At 65.5% G+C, this 18,069-nt stretch carries 13 protein-coding genes; 11 read left to right on the top strand and 2 right to left on the bottom strand.

Annotated elements, in window-relative coordinates:
- Nucleotides 1–74 precede the first annotated feature (74 nt).
- Nucleotides 75–2,048, top strand: a complete 1,974-nt coding sequence (locus GNZ21_RS14900) for a coiled-coil domain-containing protein (RefSeq protein ID WP_188503437.1) — start codon at nt 75–77, stop codon at nt 2,046–2,048.
- Between the two features lie 5 nt (nt 2,049–2,053).
- Here the strand turns inward: GNZ21_RS14900 and GNZ21_RS14895 are convergent, their stop codons facing one another.
- Nucleotides 2,054–4,696: a DEAD/DEAH box helicase gene (locus GNZ21_RS14895; protein ID WP_157325696.1), complete on the bottom strand. Its 2,643-nt coding sequence runs from the start codon at nt 4,694–4,696 to the stop codon at nt 2,054–2,056.
- A gap of 11 nt (nt 4,697–4,707) precedes the next feature.
- Nucleotides 4,708–5,376, bottom strand: coding sequence for an MBL fold metallo-hydrolase (locus GNZ21_RS14890; RefSeq protein ID WP_157325694.1), 669 nt, complete (start codon nt 5,374–5,376; stop codon nt 4,708–4,710).
- 80 nt (nt 5,377–5,456) lie between these two features.
- On the opposite strand from GNZ21_RS14890, the gene uvrA reads away from it, so the two are divergent.
- The 10 genes from uvrA to tpiA all read left to right on the top strand — a co-directional run bounded on the left by uvrA (nt 5,457) and on the right by tpiA (nt 18,060).
- Nucleotides 5,457–8,345 carry an excinuclease ABC subunit UvrA gene (gene uvrA, locus GNZ21_RS14885; protein ID WP_229659357.1) on the top strand — a complete coding sequence of 963 codons (2,889 nt, stop codon included), beginning with the start codon at nt 5,457–5,459 and terminating at the stop codon, nt 8,343–8,345.
- Nucleotides 8,346–8,394: 49 nt separating this feature from the next.
- Entirely contained in the window at nt 8,395–9,123 is a 729-nt protein-coding gene (locus GNZ21_RS14880; RefSeq protein ID WP_157325692.1) for a lysophospholipid acyltransferase family protein, read from the top strand.
- Nucleotides 9,116–10,999 carry an excinuclease ABC subunit UvrC gene (gene uvrC, locus GNZ21_RS14875; RefSeq protein WP_157325690.1) on the top strand — a complete coding sequence of 628 codons (1,884 nt, stop codon included), beginning with the start codon at nt 9,116–9,118 and terminating at the stop codon, nt 10,997–10,999. Before GNZ21_RS14880 ends, uvrC begins: the two co-directional genes overlap by 8 nt.
- A 9-nt stretch (nt 11,000–11,008) precedes the next feature.
- Nucleotides 11,009–11,899 carry an RNase adapter RapZ gene (gene rapZ, locus GNZ21_RS14870; protein ID WP_157325689.1) on the top strand — a complete coding sequence of 297 codons (891 nt, stop codon included), beginning with the start codon at nt 11,009–11,011 and terminating at the stop codon, nt 11,897–11,899.
- An 18-nt stretch (nt 11,900–11,917) separates the two neighbouring features.
- Nucleotides 11,918–12,934 (top strand): gluconeogenesis factor YvcK family protein, encoded by a 1,017-nt coding sequence (locus GNZ21_RS14865; RefSeq protein WP_157325687.1) that lies wholly within the window; start codon nt 11,918–11,920, stop codon nt 12,932–12,934.
- Between the two features lie 67 nt (nt 12,935–13,001).
- The gene (gene whiA / locus GNZ21_RS14860; protein ID WP_157325685.1) at nt 13,002–13,979 is read left to right on the top strand and encodes a DNA-binding protein WhiA; all 978 of its coding nucleotides are present in this window, start codon (nt 13,002–13,004) and stop codon (nt 13,977–13,979) included.
- A 130-nt stretch (nt 13,980–14,109) separates the two neighbouring features.
- The gene (locus tag GNZ21_RS14855) at nt 14,110–14,733 is read left to right on the top strand and encodes a superoxide dismutase (RefSeq protein ID WP_157325682.1); all 624 of its coding nucleotides are present in this window, start codon (nt 14,110–14,112) and stop codon (nt 14,731–14,733) included.
- A 248-nt stretch (nt 14,734–14,981) separates the two neighbouring features.
- Nucleotides 14,982–15,989 carry a type I glyceraldehyde-3-phosphate dehydrogenase gene (gene gap, locus GNZ21_RS14850; protein WP_157325681.1) on the top strand — a complete coding sequence of 336 codons (1,008 nt, stop codon included), beginning with the start codon at nt 14,982–14,984 and terminating at the stop codon, nt 15,987–15,989.
- A gap of 23 nt (nt 15,990–16,012) precedes the next feature.
- Nucleotides 16,013–17,251, top strand: a complete 1,239-nt coding sequence (locus GNZ21_RS14845) for a phosphoglycerate kinase (RefSeq protein WP_157325680.1) — start codon at nt 16,013–16,015, stop codon at nt 17,249–17,251.
- Nucleotides 17,248–18,060 (top strand): triose-phosphate isomerase, encoded by an 813-nt coding sequence (tpiA, locus tag GNZ21_RS14840; RefSeq protein ID WP_157325679.1) that lies wholly within the window; start codon nt 17,248–17,250, stop codon nt 18,058–18,060. Before GNZ21_RS14845 ends, tpiA begins: the two co-directional genes overlap by 4 nt.
- Nucleotides 18,061–18,069: the final 9 nt, after the last annotated feature.

Here is an 18,069-nt window from a genome sequence, read left to right as displayed (position 1 = left end):
CCTGGCCAAAACCCGCCGAGCACGAGCGAAACTCACCGAAATGGCAAGCTAAATCAGAGACGGGCCACTAGGAGGTGCAGTTCCTGATCGCCGAGTCTCAACTTGGCAGAACAAAGAACCGGCTGCGGCAGGAGTGGGAGGCGCTGAGGGCTGACAGCCTCACCTTGGCACGGCAGGAGCAGCTGCTGCACAGAGAACTCAACGACCCATCCGCGTCAGTTCTCGCTGAGGAGAAGGCAAAGCTGGAACCACTCAGCCTAAAGAGATTCGAACAGCGGGCCGACACGCTCAGGCGCAGGGCTGAGGCCCTGATGGCAGCCGCATCTGTGCAGGTGGGGTTTGCTGGTTCCGGCACCGTGTTGGAGCGCTTGGCGTTTCCGCTGACGCAGGCGGTGGAGGAGATTCTGCGCCACCGTGAGGATTTCGACGAACAGGCACTCCACCGCCTCGAGGGCCACCGCACCCTGCTTCTGTCACTGGTGCAGGAAGGGGTGCCGGCACTCGGAGATGAACCAGGCCCGGAGCGCGTCGCTCAGCAGGCGGACCTTCTGAAACGATGGCGAGCAGCTGAAAAGGGACTAGTGGCAACGCTGCGCAGGCTAGGAGATTCCCTCCACGGCCATGTCGATGATGTCAAGGAACTTGAGGAGGCGGTGCAGGCCCGGGTGGCGGCCCGAGTCCAGGCAGCGACTGCAGGTACGACAGACACCCAGGAGGAGCTGCGATCTTTCCTGGGTCTGCGCCGAGCAGGAAAACGCTCGGCCGAGTTTCATGCAGAGCGCGTTCTGGAACTGCTGGACCGGTCCAAGGCCGGTGACGCTGCCGGTGAGGGCAGGCGTTACAGTATCCAGAGGATCTGGAACACCTGGTTCAAGGCTGGAAGCACTGGAAGAGTAGGCACCGGGGTCATTCTCGTGCCCATTCTGGTGGGTCTGGTCTCCGGCTGGGCGGCAGTTGCCGCGCAGAACCAGAGCACCACGGCATTCGGCCGGACACTCACCGGTGACCAGCCGCTGGCTGAACTGAGAATCTTCGGAGATCCCGCGCAGGTCCCGGACTACGCAGTCCCGCCCCTGGGCGAGGATCATCCCAGCAACGCGGAGACCCTCACGCTGGGCTATATCCGAGACCGGATGCAGCGCTCGGCCGACCGTGAAGACATAGCGCTGCTGCCAGATCATCTGGAGCTGACGGTGGCGCTGCTGCCGATCGACGACTACGTCGATTACCAGCCTCACAGCGAGTATGACCACCGCATCGTCATTGATTACTGGGACTTGCTGGAGGCCTATCAGGAGATCCGGCAGGACATCGCTGACCAGTACCCAGAGGTGATCAACTCAGCCACCGGGGAGATCGAGCTGGGCCAGGCGATCCTTCCGGTATGGCTCTTTGACGACGACTCCTACGCACCAGGCCTGCCGCTGACCGGGGAGATCAGTGCCGGGGTGGACAGTCGCTTGGGCCAGTACTACTTTGTAGCGACCGAACCTGTACGGCGGAACCTTCAGGATGACGGATCGAGCATACCGCTGGGCAGTATGGTGGCCTATGATCTCCAAGAGCTGGGCAGGACCATGGAGTACAACCACCAGGTGGCAGCTGATGTGAGCCCCCAAGCGCTGTTCTGGGCTGGGGCCATTGCGGGATGGACCGGCTCACAGGCCGCGCTTCTGGTCCTGGTGGCTGCTGTTCAGGCCCTCAGTCAGGTGGTCGGCAGCAGGGCCGCCCGGCGGCAGCTAGCCGTGGTACGGGACCGGCTCAACCAGTTGGCACTGGGACTGGATCTCTCCAGGATCGATATGGTGGCCGTCCTCGGCGGCGAGGACGGCCACTATGGTGAAGCCGCAGAAGCCGATCAGCGGCTCTACGAGGCCGCCCTGGTCACAGCCTGGCGTGAAGTGCAGGTATTGGAATCGCTGCCGCGCAGGCAGCAGCGAGGGCCCCAATGGGCTTCGCGGGTTGCGCAGATGGACCGTTTGGTCGCCTCGCTCAGCGAACGTGACGTCGATGTCGCTCAGCGGGCTCTGGCGCTGCTGCGCAGCTGATTCGTCTAGATGCGCAGCTCACCCACATGATGGACAGTGATCACCGCGGCCTCCGCCTCATCAGAGGCGGCGAGGTCCACCCAGGCATGGATGGCCCAGTCATGGTTGCCCTGGTCATCATTGAGCACCTGCACAGCACGCCAGAACCCCGGCTTTCCCGCCGGGTGCTTCTCCAGCCGGAAGTACTCGGCGGAACGCGCCCTGGCATCCACAAACACATCCTCATACTGGTCAAAGAACGCATCCAGCGCCTGGCCCCACCGGTCGGGATCGGCCCACTCGGAGGCGGGGTCATGCTCACGCTCCAGGGCAGCCAGGGCCTCCTCCAACTCCGAAGCGAAGAGCTCCGCGCGGCGGAACATCGCATTGCGCACCACCACGGCGAAAGCCCGCTCATTGGCGGTGAAACCGGCAGGAGGTGGCGCGGCGGCGTCATCCTCCTCCTGCTGCCTGCGCTCCAGCTCAGCCAGCTTGGCCGGATCATCCTCGGCAGCCAGGCGCTCCCACTCCTCCAGCAGCGAGGAGTCAGTCTGCCGGATCACCTCACCCAGCCACTCGATGAGATCCGCCAGCTCCTCACTCACCTTGGCCGTGGGCACCGTCTGACGCAGGGTCCGGTAGGCGTCAGTGAGATAGCGCAGCAGCACCCCCTCGCTGCGGGCCAGGCCGTAGAAGTTCACCGCATCGATGAACGTGAACGCCCGCTCCACCATGTCACGGACCACTGACTTCGGGGCCAGCTGATGGTCAGCCACCCAGGGTGCAGCGGCACGGTAGACCTCGAACTGCTGGCCCAACAGCTCCGCCAAGGGCTGGGGATGGGTCAGCTCATCCAGGATCCGCATCCGCTCGGTGTACTCCACCCCCTCGGCCTTCAGTTCAGCGATCCGCTCCGACTTCAGCTTCTTCACCTGGGCCCCAGTCACCTGGTAAGGGGTGTCCAGAATGGACTCGATCACGCTGATGACATCCAGGGCATAGGTCTCGGCCTCCGGATCCAGCAGCTCCAAAGCCGCCACCGCGAAGGGAGCCAGCGGCTGGTTCAGCGCAAAATCATCCTGCAGGTCAATGGTCAGATCCACTGTGCGGCCGTCGCCATCCGGCTCAGCCAGGCGCTCCAGGACCCCGGCGGCCAGCAGCTCGCGCAGGATGTCCAGCGCGCGGCGCTGCAGGATCGCCTGCCGGGCCGGGCTCTCATCCGAACTGGTGATCAGCCGGCGCATCGCCATCACCGGATCCTCCGGCCGGTTCAGCAGATGCAGCACCATGGCATAGGTGACCTGCATCTTGGAGCTCATCGGCTCCGGCTCCGCATCGATCAGCCGCTGAAAAGTCTTCTCGCTCCAGGAGACAAATCCCTCCGGGGGCTTCTTCTTGGGCTTGGACTTCATGGCCTGGACCAGCTTGGCCTCATCCCCAGCATGTTTGGCCGCCAGCTTCCGCTCCGCAGCCAGGTTCTCGATGACATGCTCCGGGGCCTGGACCACCACCGTACCCTCAGTGTCGAAGCCCGCCCGGCCGGCCCGGCCTGCGATCTGGTGGAACTCCCGGGCATTGAGCTGGCGCACCCGGCTGCCGTCATACTTGGACAGCCCGGTCAGTAGCACTGTGCGGATCGGCACATTGATCCCCACGCCCAGGGTGTCGGTTCCGGAGATCACCTTCAGCAGACCCTGCTGGGCCAGCTGCTCCACCAGCCGGCGGTACTTGGGCAGCATCCCTGCGTGGTGTACCCCCACTCCGGATTTCAGCAGCCGGGAGAGGGTCTGCCCATAGCCTTTGGCGAACCGGAAGCTCTTCAGCCGCTCGCCCAGCTGCTCGCGCTCCGCCCTAGTTAGCAGGTTCAGACTCATCAGCCCGGCAGCCTGCTCCGCGGCGGCACGCTGGGAGAAATGCACCACATACACCGGGGCCAGGTTCTGCTCCGCCAGCTCCTGCAGCTTGTCCACCAGAGGGGTTGTGGAGTACTCATAGCTCAGCGGCACCGGACGCTGAGCCGAGGAGACGACCACCACGTCGCGGCCCGTCCGCTCCGCTATACGCCGCTCAAACTTGCTGGTGTCACCCAGGGTGGCTGACATCAGCAGGAACTGAACTGCGCTCCTACCCCCGTGCCCGCCCCGCAGCTCGATCAGCGGCACCTGCCAGGCCCAGCCGCGGTGCGGGTCAGCGTAGAAGTGGAACTCATCCATCACCACCGGGCCCAGATCGGCCTCCGCCCCATCGCGCAGGGCCTCATTGGCCAGGATCTCCGCAGTGCAGCAGATGATCGGGGCACCCGCGTTCACCGAGGAGTCCCCCGTGACCATGCCCACCTTCTCTGGGCCGAACACTTCCACCAGTGAGAAGAACTTCTCGGATACCAGTGCCTTGATGGGTGCGGTGTAGACCGTGCGCTCCCCGCGGGCCAGGGCGAAGAAGTGCGCGGCCAGGGCCACCATGGACTTGCCCGAACCGGTGGGAGTCGCCATGATCACATGGTTGCCGTCAGCCAACTCCAGGACAGCATCCTCCTGGGCGGGATAGAGGCTCATACCCCGGGAGGCCACCCACTGAGTGAAGGCGTCAAAGAGCTGCTCGGGAGTGGGGGTGCCCCAGCCGCCGGGGACCTCGAGTCGTGCGGCTGCGGTGCTGGAGGGCGAGGGCATCGGCTGCGGACTCACCAGCCGCGCTCGCGCCAGTGGGCCAGCTGGGGCCGCTCGGCACCCAGCGTGGTGGGATCCCCGTGCCCGGGATGGACCACCGTGTCATCGGGGAACTGCCCAAAGAGGCGGGTCTCCACATCATCGATCAGCCGCCGGAAGTCCTCATCGCTGACGGTCTTGCCCACCCCGCCGGGGAAGAGCGAATCACCGGTGAAGATATGGGTGGGTCCGTCCTCCACGGGGTACACAAAGGCCACTGAGCCCGGAGTGTGCCCGCGCAGGTGGATGACCTCTAGGCTGATGCCGTCATAGGAGACGGTGTCCTCATGGGTGAGGCGGCGGTCAATGCTCACCTCAGTCTCCGACTCGATGGCCGTGGCGTCGTCGTACCCCGCCGCCAGCTCAACCCCCGGGACTGCGGCGAACTCGGGCAGTGCCCGGATATGGTCCCAGTGCTGATGGGTGGTCAGCACCGCCCGCAGCACGGGGGAGCAGGGGGTGTCCGCAGCCGCCTCAGCGATCATCGACCGGATCGCCTCTGGCTCGTCAGCGGCGTCGATCAGCAGCTGCACCCCAGACTTCTTGGCGGTGAGCAGATACACGTTATTGCCCATTTCGCTGACAGTGATGCGTCTCAGGGTCACAGCGGGCAGGTCGTAGATCAGAGAGCTTTCCGCAGGCATGGGCTCCAGTGTATGCGCCGCACCTGAGCCTCGCGTGTCGAATACATGTTCGATGAGCGGTGAGCCGTAGGATTGTGCGCGTGCCTGACACCAGAGCTGAAGCCACCACCATCGTCGTCCAGGGGGCGCGGGAGCACAATCTGAAGAACGTGGCCGTGGAGCTGCCGCGCAATGCGTTCATCGTGTTCACCGGTCTCTCCGGCTCGGGGAAGTCCTCTCTGGCCTTCGACACCATCTTCGCCGAGGGCCAACGCCGCTATGTGGAGTCGCTCTCCGCCTATGCCCGCCAGTTCCTGGGCCGAGTGGACAAGCCGGATATCGACTTCATCGAGGGGCTCTCCCCGGCGGTCTCCATCGACCAGAAGTCCACGTCCAAGAACCCGCGCTCCACAGTGGGCACGGTGACTGAGATCCATGACTACCTGCGCCTGCTCTGGGCCCGGATCGGAGTACCGCACTGCCCGGAGTGCGGGGAGGTCATCGACCGGCAGACCCCGCAGCAGATTGTGGACCAGGTGCTCAGCCTGGGGGAGAAGACCCGGTTCCAGGTGCTGGCCCCGGTGGTCCGCGAACGCAAGGGGGAGTTCCGTGACCTCTTCCGCGAACTGGCCTCAGCCGGCTTCTCCCGGGCGATGGTGGACGGTGAGCTCATCCAGCTCAGCGACCCGCCCAGCCTGGAGAAGCAGTACAAGCACACCATCAGCGTGGTCATCGACCGGCTGGTGATCCGGGAGGGCATGCGCCAGCGGCTCACCGACTCCATCGAGACCGCCCTGAAGCAGGCTGAGGGCAGGGTGGTCATCGACCTGGTGGATGTGAAAGAGGACGACGACGCCGCCGGCCCCAAGTACCGCGCATTCAGCGAGAATCTTGCCTGCCCCAATGAGCACCCGCTGCCGATCGACGAGATCGAGCCGCGCACATTCAGCTTCAACTCTCCCTTCGGCGCCTGTGAGGTCTGCTCCGGGATCGGCTCTCGGCTCGAGGTGGATCCGGACCTGGTGATCCCCGATGACTCGCTGACCCTGCAGCAGGGCGCAATCGCGCCCTGGTCGATGGGCGTGGAGACCCGCAAATACTGGCTGCGGATGATGGAAGGGCTCACCGAAGAGCTGGACTTCGACCTGGACACCCCGTGGAAGAAGCTGCCCAAGAAGGTGCAGAAGGCCCTGCTACACGGCAAGAACTTTAAGGTCAAGGTCTCCTACCGCAACCGCTGGGGCCGTGAACGGCGCTACACCAGTGGGTTCGAGGGTGTGATCGCCTATATCGAGCGCAAGCACACCGAGGTGGAGTCGGACAACGCCCGGGAGCGCTTTGAGCAGTACATGCGGCAGATCCCCTGTCCGGCCTGTGACGGCCAGCGGCTGAACCCCGCAGTGCTCTCCGTGCTGGTGGCCGGCAGATCCATCGCTGAGGTGGCCCGGCTGCCCCTGGACGAGTGCGCCGCCTTCTTCAAGGGGCTCGAACTCTCCGCCCGGGATGCGACAATCGCCGACCAGGTGCTCAAAGAGATCGACGCCCGGCTGCAGTTCCTGCTGGATGTGGGCCTGACCTACCTGAACCTGGAGCGCGCTGCCGGCACGCTCTCCGGCGGGGAGGCACAGCGGATCCGGCTGGCCACTCAGATCGGCTCCGGGCTGGTGGGCGTGCTCTATGTGCTGGACGAGCCCTCCATCGGCCTGCACCAGCGCGATAACGCCCGGCTGATCCAGACCCTGACCCGGCTGCGGGACCTGGGAAACACACTGATCGTGGTGGAGCACGATGAGGACACCATCGCCGAGGCGGACTGGGCGGTGGACATCGGCCCGGGTGCCGGTGAGCGCGGCGGTGAGATTGTGCACTCCGGCTCTGTGGAGGGCCTGCGCGCCAACACCGGCTCGATCACCGGGGACTACCTGGCCGGCCGGCGCAGAATCGCCATCCCCGCCCAGCGCCGGGCCACCGACCCGGCACGTATGCTGCGGGTGGTGGAGGCCGAGGAGAACAACCTCAACAAGGTCAGTGTGGACATCCCGCTGGGCGTGTTCCTGGCGGTCACCGGAGTCTCCGGCTCCGGGAAGTCAACCCTGATCAACGAGATCCTCTCCAAGGCGCTGGCCAACAGGCTCAACAACGCCCGCCAGGTGCCCGGCCGGCACCGCCGGATCGAAGGCGTGGAAGATCACCTGGACAAGATCATCCAGGTGGACCAGAGCCCCATCGGGCGGACCCCCCGCTCCAACCCGGCCACCTACACCGGGGTATTCGACCACATCCGCAAACTCTTCGCCTCCACCCCGGAGGCCAAGACCCGCGGCTACCAGCCCGGCCGGTTCAGCTTCAACATCAAAGGCGGGCGCTGCGAGGCCTGTTCCGGGGACGGCACCCTGAAGATCGAGATGAACTTCCTGCCCGATGTCTACGTGCCCTGTGAAGTCTGTCAGGGCGCCCGTTACAACCGGGAGACCCTGGAGATCCTCTACAAGGGCAAGTCCATCGCTGATGTGCTGAACATGCCCATTGAGGACGCCGCCGAGTTCTTCTCCGCCTTCGCCCCCATCGCCCGGCACCTGAACACTTTGGTGGACGTGGGACTGGGCTATGTGCGCCTGGGTCAGGCCGCAACCACCCTCTCGGGGGGAGAGGCGCAGCGGGTGAAACTCGCCTCCGAACTCCAGAAGCGCTCCAACGGCCGGTCCATCTATGTGTTGGATGAGCCCACCACCGGGCTGCACTTCGAGGACATCCGCAAACTCCTGGAGGTGCTCCAGGGCCTGGTGGAGAAGGGCAATACTGTACTGACCATTGAGCACAACCTGGACGTGATCAAATCTGCCGACTGGATCATCGACCTCGGGCCCGAGGGCGGCTCTGGTGGCGGCACTGTGGTGGCCGAGGGCACCCCAGAGGAGCTGGCGGCGTCGTACGAGTCCACCGGCTCCCACACCGGCCGCTTCTTGGCAGGAGTACTGGAGCACGGGTGAAACGATGTGCCGACTTCAAGGCCAGCACTGTTGCTAAGCTTCTATGCCGATGACCACTGAACCCGAGACCCCAGATGGCACCGCGGTAGTAGAAGGCCGCACCGCCGGCCAGGAACGCATCCGCCGCATCGGCGGGCGCACTATACGGCTGCTCTGCCGGCCCACAGTCACCGGGCTGGAGAACGTCCCGGAGTCCGGTGGGTTCATTGTGGCCTCCAACCACCTGAGCTTCCTCGACTCAGTGCTCATCCAAGGCATCTTCCCGCGTGCGGTCAGCTTCTTCGCCAAAGCCGAGTACTTCACCCAGCCCGGACTGCGGGGCAGGGGCATGCGGTTCTTCTTCGAATCCTTCGGCTCGGTGCCGGTGGACCGGGACAAGCAGTCCGGAGCGGTGGAGGCGCTCTACGGGCTGACCAGTATCATCAACTCAGGCCACGGGGTGGGGATCTACCCTGAGGGCACCCGCAGCCGCGACGGGCGGCTCTACCGGGGCAAGAATGGAGTCGGCTGGCTGGCCCTGGCCACCGGTGCGCCGGTGGTCCCGGTGGGCCTGCGCGGCACCGAGAAGCTGCAGCCGCCGGATAAGAACACGATGCGCCCGGCGAAGTTCGAGATGCACGTCGGTGAGCCCCTGCAGTTCGAGAAGCTGGGCGAGAAGCACTCCATGAAACCCCGCAAAGAAGCCACCAGTGCGGTGATGGACGCCATCGCCGCACTCTCCGGGCAGGAACGGGTGGACAGCTACAACGCCCGCCCCACCAAGGGAGACGATGGCTGACCCAGCCGACTACCGGCCCAAGCCAGGGGAGATCCCCACCAACCCGGGGGTCTACCGGTTCATCGACCCGCACGGGCGGGTCATCTACGTGGGCAAGGCCAAGAACCTGCGGGCCAGGCTGAACTCCTACTTCACATCGGTCAACCAGCTGCACCCCAAGACCTACGCCATGGTGCATGCTGCTGCCAGTGTGGAATGGACCGTGGTGGGCTCCGAGCTGGAGGCCATCCAACTGGAGTACACCTGGATCAAGCAGCACACCCCGCGGTTCAACATCATGTACCGGGACGATAAGTCCTACCCCTACCTGGCCGTGACCATGAACGAGAAGGTCCCCCGGGTCCAGGTTATGCGCGGGGACAAGAAGCCCGGGGTCAAGTACTTCGGTCCCTTCCACCCCGCCAAGGCCATCCGCGAAACCGTGGACACGATGCTGCGGGTCTTCCCCGTCCGGTCCTGCTCCGCGGGGGTGTACAAACGCGCCGAGGCCTCCGGGCGGCCCTGCCTGCTGGGCTATATCGACAAATGCGCCGCCCCCTGCGTGGGGAACATCTCCGTGGAGGACCACCGCAGACTGGCCGAGGAGTTCGTAGAGGTGATGGCCGGGCGGCCCGGTCCGCATCTGCGCCGCATTGAGGCGCAGATGAAACAGGCTGTGGCAGAGCTGCGGTATGAGGACGCTGCCCGGCACCGGGATGATCTGGAGGCGCTGCGCCGGGTCTTCGAACGCAATGCTGTGGTGCTGACCGAAGATACCGAGGCCGATATCTTTGCCTTCGCCCAGGATGAGCTGGAAGTCTCCGCCCAGGTCTTCCACGTGCGCCAGGGCCGGATCCGCGGCCAGCGCGGCTGGATCTCGGAGAAGGTGGAGGAGACCGACGACGCCGGGCTGGCAGAGCAGCTGATCCTGCAGGTCTACGGTGATATGCCGGACACCGAACGCATCCCACGGGAGGTACTGGTGCCCGCCCTGCCGGAGAATCACCAGGATCTCACCGAATGGCTCAGCGCCCGGCGGGGAGCCAGAGTCAGCCTGCGGGTCCCACAGCGGGGGGACAAGGCCGCTCTGCTGGGCACGGTGAAGGAGAACGCAGACCAGGCCCTGTCTCTGCACAAAGCCCGCCGCTCCAGCGATATCACCACCCGCTCCGCGGCCCTGCGCGAGCTGCAGGAGCACCTGGACCTCTCCGAGCCGCTGCTGCGGATCGAATGCTTCGACATCTCACACACCTCAGGCACCAATGTGGTGGCCTCGATGGTGGTGCTGGAGGACGGGCTGCCCAAAAAGAAGGACTACCGGCGGTTCAGCATCCGCGGCGAGGCTGCCCGCGATGACACCTCCGCCATGCACGATGTGCTCACCCGGCGGTTCCGCAAGTACCTGGAGGAATCAGCCGAGCTCGATGTAGACGACCCCGGAAAGTTCGCCTACCCGCCCTCCCTGGTGGTGGTGGACGGCGGCCAGCCCCAGGTCAACACGGCCCGTAAGGCCCTGGACGAGCTCGGACTCACCGAGATGCCGGTGGTGGGCCTGGCCAAACGGCTCGAGGAGGTCTGGCTGCCTGAGGATGATTTTCCCCTGGTGCTGCCACGGACCTCCGAGGCGCTCTACATGCTGCAGCGGATCCGCGATGAGGCCCACCGCTTCGCCATCGCCTACCACCGCACCGCCCGCTCTAAGAAAATGACCGCCTCTGCCCTGGACGAGGTGCCCGGCCTGGGTCCCAAGCGGCGGGCCGCTGTGGTGGCCCACTTCGGCTCGGTGGCGAACCTGACCAAGGCCAGTGCTGAGCAGATTGCTGAGGTGCCCGGCGTCGGGCTGGAAACCGCTCAGCGCATCCTGGAGCACCTGCGCGCCGAGCCCGGGGCACAGTAGGGTTGAACCATGAGCGAGCTGTCACCGGTGAAGCCCCCCGAGAATGAACTTCTGATCGTCACCGGCATGTCCGGTGCCGGGCGGACCACCGCCGCCCACGCCCTGGAGGACACCGGCTGGTATGTGGTGGAGGGGCTGCCCCCGGAGCTGATCTCCACCATGATGGACCTGGTGGCCCGCAATCCGGGGTCAGTGCAGAAACTGGCCGTGGTCCTGGACGCTCGCAGCCGCCGCCTCTACTCCTCCATGCAGGAAGGGCTGGCGCAGATCGCCGCAGCCGGCATCACCTACCGGGTGCTCTACCTCGAGGCCAGCGATGAGCTGCTGGTGCGTAGGTTCGAACAGGGCCGGCGCCCGCATCCGCTGCAGGGCGATGGGCGCATTCTGCAGGGCATCCACGCCGAACGGGAACTCCTGGCCCCGGTGAAGGACCAGGCCGATATGGTCATTGACACCACTGAGCTGAACGTGCACGGCCTGGCCAATACTATCAACGAGCTGTTCAACGAGGACGGACCGATCACGCTGCGGCTGAACGTCATGAGCTTCGGGTTCAAATACGGAGTGCCGGCCGATGCCAACTATGTGGCCGATGTGCGGTTCATCCCCAACCCGCACTGGGTGCCCGAGCTGCGCCCGCTCACCGGGCAGGATGCCACAGTCCGCGAATACGTACTGGTCAATGAGGGAGCCGGTGAATTTGTGGACCGCTATGTGGAGGCGCTGAAACCCGTACTGGAAGGTTACCGGCGCGAGAATAAGCACTACGCCACCCTGGCAGTGGGCTGCACCGGCGGCAAGCACCGCTCAGTGGCGATCAGCGAGGAACTGGCCCGCCGGCTGGCCCAGCTGCCCAGTGTCACCGTCAACGTGGTCCACCGGGACCTGGGCCGAGAATAGGCTCGAGGAGCGCATACGATGACCCAGCTCACAGGTCCGCTGCCAACTTTCTCCCAGCCGGTGCTCCCGGTGAGCCGCTCCTCCTTCCGGGTCACCGCCCTGGGCGGAGGCCACGGACTCTCGGCCACCCTGAAGGCGCTGCGCATTGTGGCCGCCGAGCACCTCACTGCGGTGTGCACCGTGGCTGATGACGGCGGCTCCTCCGGGCGGCTGCGCAAGGACATGGACGTGCTGCCGCCGGGGGACCTGCGGATGGCCCTGACCGCACTGTGCGATGACACCGACTGGGGGCGCACCTGGGCTGATGTGATGCAGCACCGGTTCCGATCCAAGGAGGGGGTGAGCGGAACCCTTGACGATCACGCCATGGGCAACCTGCTCATAGTCGCGCTTTGGGAGCTGCTGGGCGATCCAGTGGACGGGCTGCGCTGGGCCGGAGCCCTGCTGGGCGCCCGCGGCCAGGTGCTGCCGATGTCGCGCACCCCGCTGACCCTCTCCGGATTAGTCCAGCCGCGCGGCGGGGAGGAACCGGTGCGGGTCACTTCCCAGGCCGAGCTCGCCCGGGCCGGCAACCGCGGAGCGCTCAGCGATGTCCGGCTGCACCCCGAGGAGGCCGAGCCCAGCGTGGAGGCGGTCACCGCCATCGAACTCTCAGACTGGGTGGTGCTGGGCCCCGGTTCCTGGTACACATCGGTGTTGCCGCACCTGCTGCTGCCGGGACTGCGCAGTGCGGTGGCCGAGACCGAGGCCAAGCGCTGCATAGTGATGAACCTCAAACTAGACACTGACGAGACGTTCGGCATGAGCCCGGCCGACCATCTGGACGTACTGGCCCGCTGCGCCCCCGGCCTGCGCATCGACGCGGTGATCGCCGACCCGCGATCAGTGGCCGAGTCCGAGCGTGAGAGCTTCCAGGCCGCCGCCGCCAGGCTCGGCGCTGAGATCACCTACGCCAAAGTGCGCCGGGAGTCTCAGCCGGAGGTGCATGATCCGCTGCGCCTGGCCATCGCCTTCAGCGAGGTGTTCCACGGCTGAGATACTCTAATGGCCCACGCTCACCAGCACTGCTGAACCCGACGACCCACACGAGGACCAGATACCCATGGCGCTGACCGAATCGGTCAAAGACGAACTCTCCCGGGTGGAGGTCAAAACCACCTCCGAGCGCAAGGCTGAAGTCTCCGCCATGCTGCGCTTCGCCGGTGGCCTGCATGTAGTGGCCCGGCGAGTGGTGATCGAGGCAGAGGTGGATCACGCCCAGGCCGCGCGCCGGCTGCGCACCGCTCTGGCTGAGATCTACGGGCACCGCTGCGAGGTCATCGTAGTCGCCGGCAACGGGCTCAAGCGAGGTTCCCGGTACGTGGTCAGGGTGGTGCGCGAGGGGGATGCCCTGGCTCGTCAGACCGGCCTGATCGATGGCCGCGGACGCCCGGTGCGCGGACTGCCTGCAGTGATCGTCAACGGCTCCGTGGCCGATGCGGTCTCCGCCTGGCGCGGTGCTTTTCTGGCCCATGGTTCACTGACCGAGCCCGGGCGCTCCTGCTCTCTGGAAGTCACCTGTCCCGGCCCGGAGGCCGCCCTGGCCCTGGTGGGGGCTGCCCGTCGGCTCGAGATCATGGCCAAGGCCCGCGAAGTGCGCAACGCTGACCGGGTGGTGATCCGCGACGCGGAGTCCATCGCCAAGCTGCTCACAGCCATGGGAGCCCATAAGACCCTGAACGTCTGGGAGGAGCGCCGCCAGCGCCGCGAGCACCGGGCCTCCGCCAACCGGCTGGCAAATTTCGACGACGCCAACCTGCGCCGGTCCGCCCAGGCCGCCGTGGCGGCAGGGGCACGGGTGGAGCGGGCCCTGGAGATCCTGGCCGATGAGGTGCCTGAGCACCTGGAGTACGCCGGCAGGCTGCGCCTGGAGCATAAGCAGGCCTCCCTGGACGAACTCGGCCGGCTGGCTGACCCGCCGATGACCAAGGACGCCATCGCCGGGCGGATCCGCCGCCTGCTGGCGATGGCGGATAAGCGCGCCCAGGAGAAGAGCATCCCGGGAACAGACGCCAATGTCACCGAGGACATGCTGGAATAATTCCCCGTTAATCTGTTCGTGAACAGGGCACGTCACAGTCCTTCACCCCCTTATGCGCAGCAGCGCAGGCACATAGGATTGGAGGCAGCGGGGCTTTGACCTCGAACCATTCCGTCACAAGGAGGAACGCATGGCTGAGTACACCCTTCCTGAGCTTGACTACGACTACGGCGCCTTGGAGCCCCATATCTCCGGACGCATCATGGAGCTGCACCACTCCAAGCACCACAACACCTATGTGGGCGGGGCCAACACTGCCCTGGAGAAGCTGGCCGAGGCCCGGGAGAAGGAGGACTACGCCTCCACCCCGCTGCTGCTGAAGAACCTGCAGTTCAACCTGGGCGGGCACATCAACCACTCCATCTTCTGGAAGAACCTGACCCCCAACGGCCAGGAGCGCCCCGAGGGTGAGATCGCCGCCGCCATCAACGAGTACTTCGGCTCCTTCGAGAAGTTCCGCGATCAGTTCAGCCAGGCCGCACTGACCATCCAGGGCTCCGGCTGGGCCATCCTGGCCTATGAGCCGATCGGCGGCAACCTGGTCATCGAGCAGTTCTACGACCAGCAGAACGGCGTGCCGGTGGCCACCACCCCGCTGCTGATGCTGGACATGTGGGAGCACGCCTTCTACCTGGACTACCAGAACGTCAAGCCCGACTACGTGAAGGCCTTCTGGAACATCGTCAACTGGGACGATGTGGCATCCCGCTTCGCTGCAGCCCGCGAAGGCGCAGCCAAACTGGTGACTCGATAGTCAAGCCTGGGCCGTGCTGCCGCGGCCATCATGCCTGAAGGAGCTGGCGTGCTTCGCCGCCAGCTCGCAGGTGTGGAAGAATAGACACGATAATTGAACACGTTCTGCAGACACACCTGAGAACAACGATGTTGTTGGGGGTCAGCAGCGCCGGAGAGATCCGGCGCCGCTGATCCCCAACGCATTTCTCAGGGACTTTTCCACGCACCGCACTGCAGGCACCTGAGCCGGAAACGGAAGGAAACCCTATGGCTGTCAAGATCGCAATCAACGGATTCGGACGCATTGGACGCACGGTACTGCGCGTTCTGGAGGAGCAGGGCTCTGAGCTGGAGCTCGTGGCGATCAACGACCTCACCGACCCGGCCACCCTGCTCAACCTCACTAAGTATGACTCCATCATGGGGCGCTTCCCGGCCCCCGTCTCCCTGGAGGGAGACACCCTGGTGGTCGGCAGCCGCCGCGTCAAGCTCCTCTCCGAGAAGGAGCCGGCCAATCTGCCCTGGGCCGAGCTGGGTGTGGACATCGTGCTCGAGTGCACCGGCTTCTTCAACAACAAGGAGGCCGCCGGGGCTCACCTCGACGCTGGTGCGAAGAAGGTCATCCTCTCCGCCCCGGGCAAGGGCGTGGACGGCACCTTCGTGCTCGGCATCAACGAGAACACCTACGACGCCGCCAACCACACCGTGATCTCCAACGCCTCCTGCACCACCAACTGCCTAGCACCCCTGGCCAAGGTGCTCAATGACGAGTTCGGCATCGTCGAGGGTCTGATGACCACCATTCACGCCTACACCGGCGACCAGCGCCTGCACGACGCCCCGCACCGCGACGCCCGGCGGGCCCGCGCCGCCGGGGTCAACATGGTGCCCACGTCCACCGGTGCAGCTGCCGCGATCGGCCTGGTCATCCCTGAGATTGACGGTAAGCTCGACGGCTTCGCCGTGCGCGTGCCCACCATCACCGGCTCCGGCACCGACCTGACTGTCACCGTGGAGAAGGACGGCGTAACCGTGGAGGAGGTCAACGCTGCGTTCAAGGCCGCGGCCGAGGGGCCCCTGGCCGGAGTCCTGGACTACAACGAGGATCCGATCGTCTCCACCGATATCGTCGGGGATCCGCATGCCTGCATCTTTGACGCACCTCTGACCAAGGTCATCGGCAACACGGTGAAGGTCTTCGGCTGGTACGACAATGAGTACGGCTACTCCAGCCGACTGGTGGAGATGACTCAGTTCGTGGGCTCCTCGCTCTAGCCGGTTCCAGGTAGTCTGAACGCATGAGCGCTTCAACCCTGAATGATCTGCTGGCCGAGGGCGTTTCCGGCCGCACTGTACTGGTCCGCTCGGACCTCAACGTCCCGCTCAAAGACGGCACTGTGACCGATGACGGGCGGATCCGCGCCTCGCTTCCGGTGCTGGAGAAGCTCACGGGGGCAGGTGCACGGGTCATCGTTGCCGCTCACCTCGGCCGGCCGAAGGGTGCTTTCGATCCGGAGTTCTCCCTGGAGCCGGTGGCGCACCGGCTCAGCCAGCTGACGGAGGCCCGGGTCACCGGGATCGACTCCCAGCTGCCGCTGGCCGGTGAGGAGGCGCGTGCGGCCGTGGCCCAACTGGGCGATGGCGAGATCTTCATGCTGGAGAACGTGCGCTTCGACCCCCGTGAGACCTCCAAGGATGCCGCCGCCCGGGCGGAGTTCGCCGCCGAGCTGGCGGCATTGACCGGGGAGAACGGCGCCTATGTCAACGATGCCTTCGGAGCAGTGCACCGGGCCCATGCCTCCACCACTGACATCGCGAAGCTGCTGCCCGCCTACCAGGGAGATTTGGTGGCCGCTGAGCTGAAAGTGCTGCAGCGGCTTACCCGGTCACCCCAGCGGCCCTACACCGTAGTGCTTGGCGGCTCCAAGGTCTCCGATAAGCTGGCGGTGATCGAGAACCTGATCCCCAAGGCTGACGCTCTGCTGATCGGCGGCGGCATGGTCTTTACCTTCGCCAAGGCCATGGGATACGGGATCGGCAAGTCCCTGGTGGAGGAGGACAAGCTGGATACGGTCAAAAGCTTTGTAGCCCTGGCCGAAAAGCACGGCTGCCAGCTGATCTTCCCCACCGATATCGTCATGGCAGCCAGCTTCTCCGCCGATGCCGAGCACGAGGTGCTCCCGGTGGGTGAACTGGAGAACGGCGCCCATGGTGACCAGGCGCTGGGCCTGGACATCGGGCCGGAGTCCGCTGCCGCATTCGCCCGGCAGATCACGGCCTCCAACACCGTGTTCTGGAATGGCCCCATGGGGGTCTTCGAGATGGCGCCCTTCGCCGCAGGCACCCGGGCGGTGGCCCAGGCGCTTACCGATTGCCCTGGCTTCACCGTGGTTGGCGGCGGCGACTCTGCAGCAGCAGTGCGCGCGCTCGGCTTCGATGAATCCAGCTTCGGTCATATCTCCACCGGTGGCGGAGCCTCACTGGAATACCTGGAGGGCAAAGACCTGCCCGGAATCGACGCATTGGGAGCAGCATGACCACGCAGAAGAATGGACAGTTCGTCCGGCGCCCGCTTATCGCCGGCAACTGGAAGATGAACATGGACCATATGCAGGCGATCGCCCTGGTCCAGAAACTGGCCTGGACCCTGGACGATGCCAATCACGACTACGAGCGTGTGCAGGTCTCAGTATTCCCGCCCTTCACCGATCTGCGCGGGGTTCAGACCCTGGTCGCCGGCGACAAGCTGGACCTGGAATACGGCGCACAGGACCTCTCCCCGCAGGATTCCGGGGCCTACACCGGGGACATCTCCGGTGCGTTCCTGGCTAAGCTGGGCTGCTCCCAGGTGCTCGTGGGGCACTCGGAACGCCGGGAGATCCACGGTGAGGGGGACGGCGTCGTTCGCTCCAAGATTGAGGCAGCCCTGCGCCACCAGCTGGCGCCGGTGCTCTGCGTAGGGGAGGGCCTGGAGGTCCGCGAGGCTGGCAACCATGTTCACCACACCCTGGCTCAGGTCCAGGCGGCCTTGGAGGGCTTCACCGCTGAGCAGCTGGCAGAACTGGTGATCGCCTATGAGCCGGTCTGGGCCATCGGCACCGGCAAGACCGCCGGACCGGAGGACGCCCAGGAACTGGCCGCGGCCATCCGCGCCAAACTTGCCGAGCTGTACTCCCAGGAATTCGCTGACTCGGTGCGCATCCTCTACGGCGGTTCGGTGAAGTCCGGGAACGTGGCCTCCATCCTTGCCGGGGCCGATGTGGACGGCGCCTTGGTGGGCGGTGCATCCCTGGAAGCTGAGGAGTTCGCCAAGATCGCCCAGTTCGAGAAGCACATCACCGCCTGAGCCTGCCCG

This window comes from Nesterenkonia alkaliphila (assembly GCF_009758175.1).
Taxonomy (GTDB): domain Bacteria; phylum Actinomycetota; class Actinomycetes; order Actinomycetales; family Micrococcaceae; genus Nesterenkonia; species Nesterenkonia alkaliphila.
This window is presented reverse-complemented; position numbering and strand designations above follow the sequence as displayed.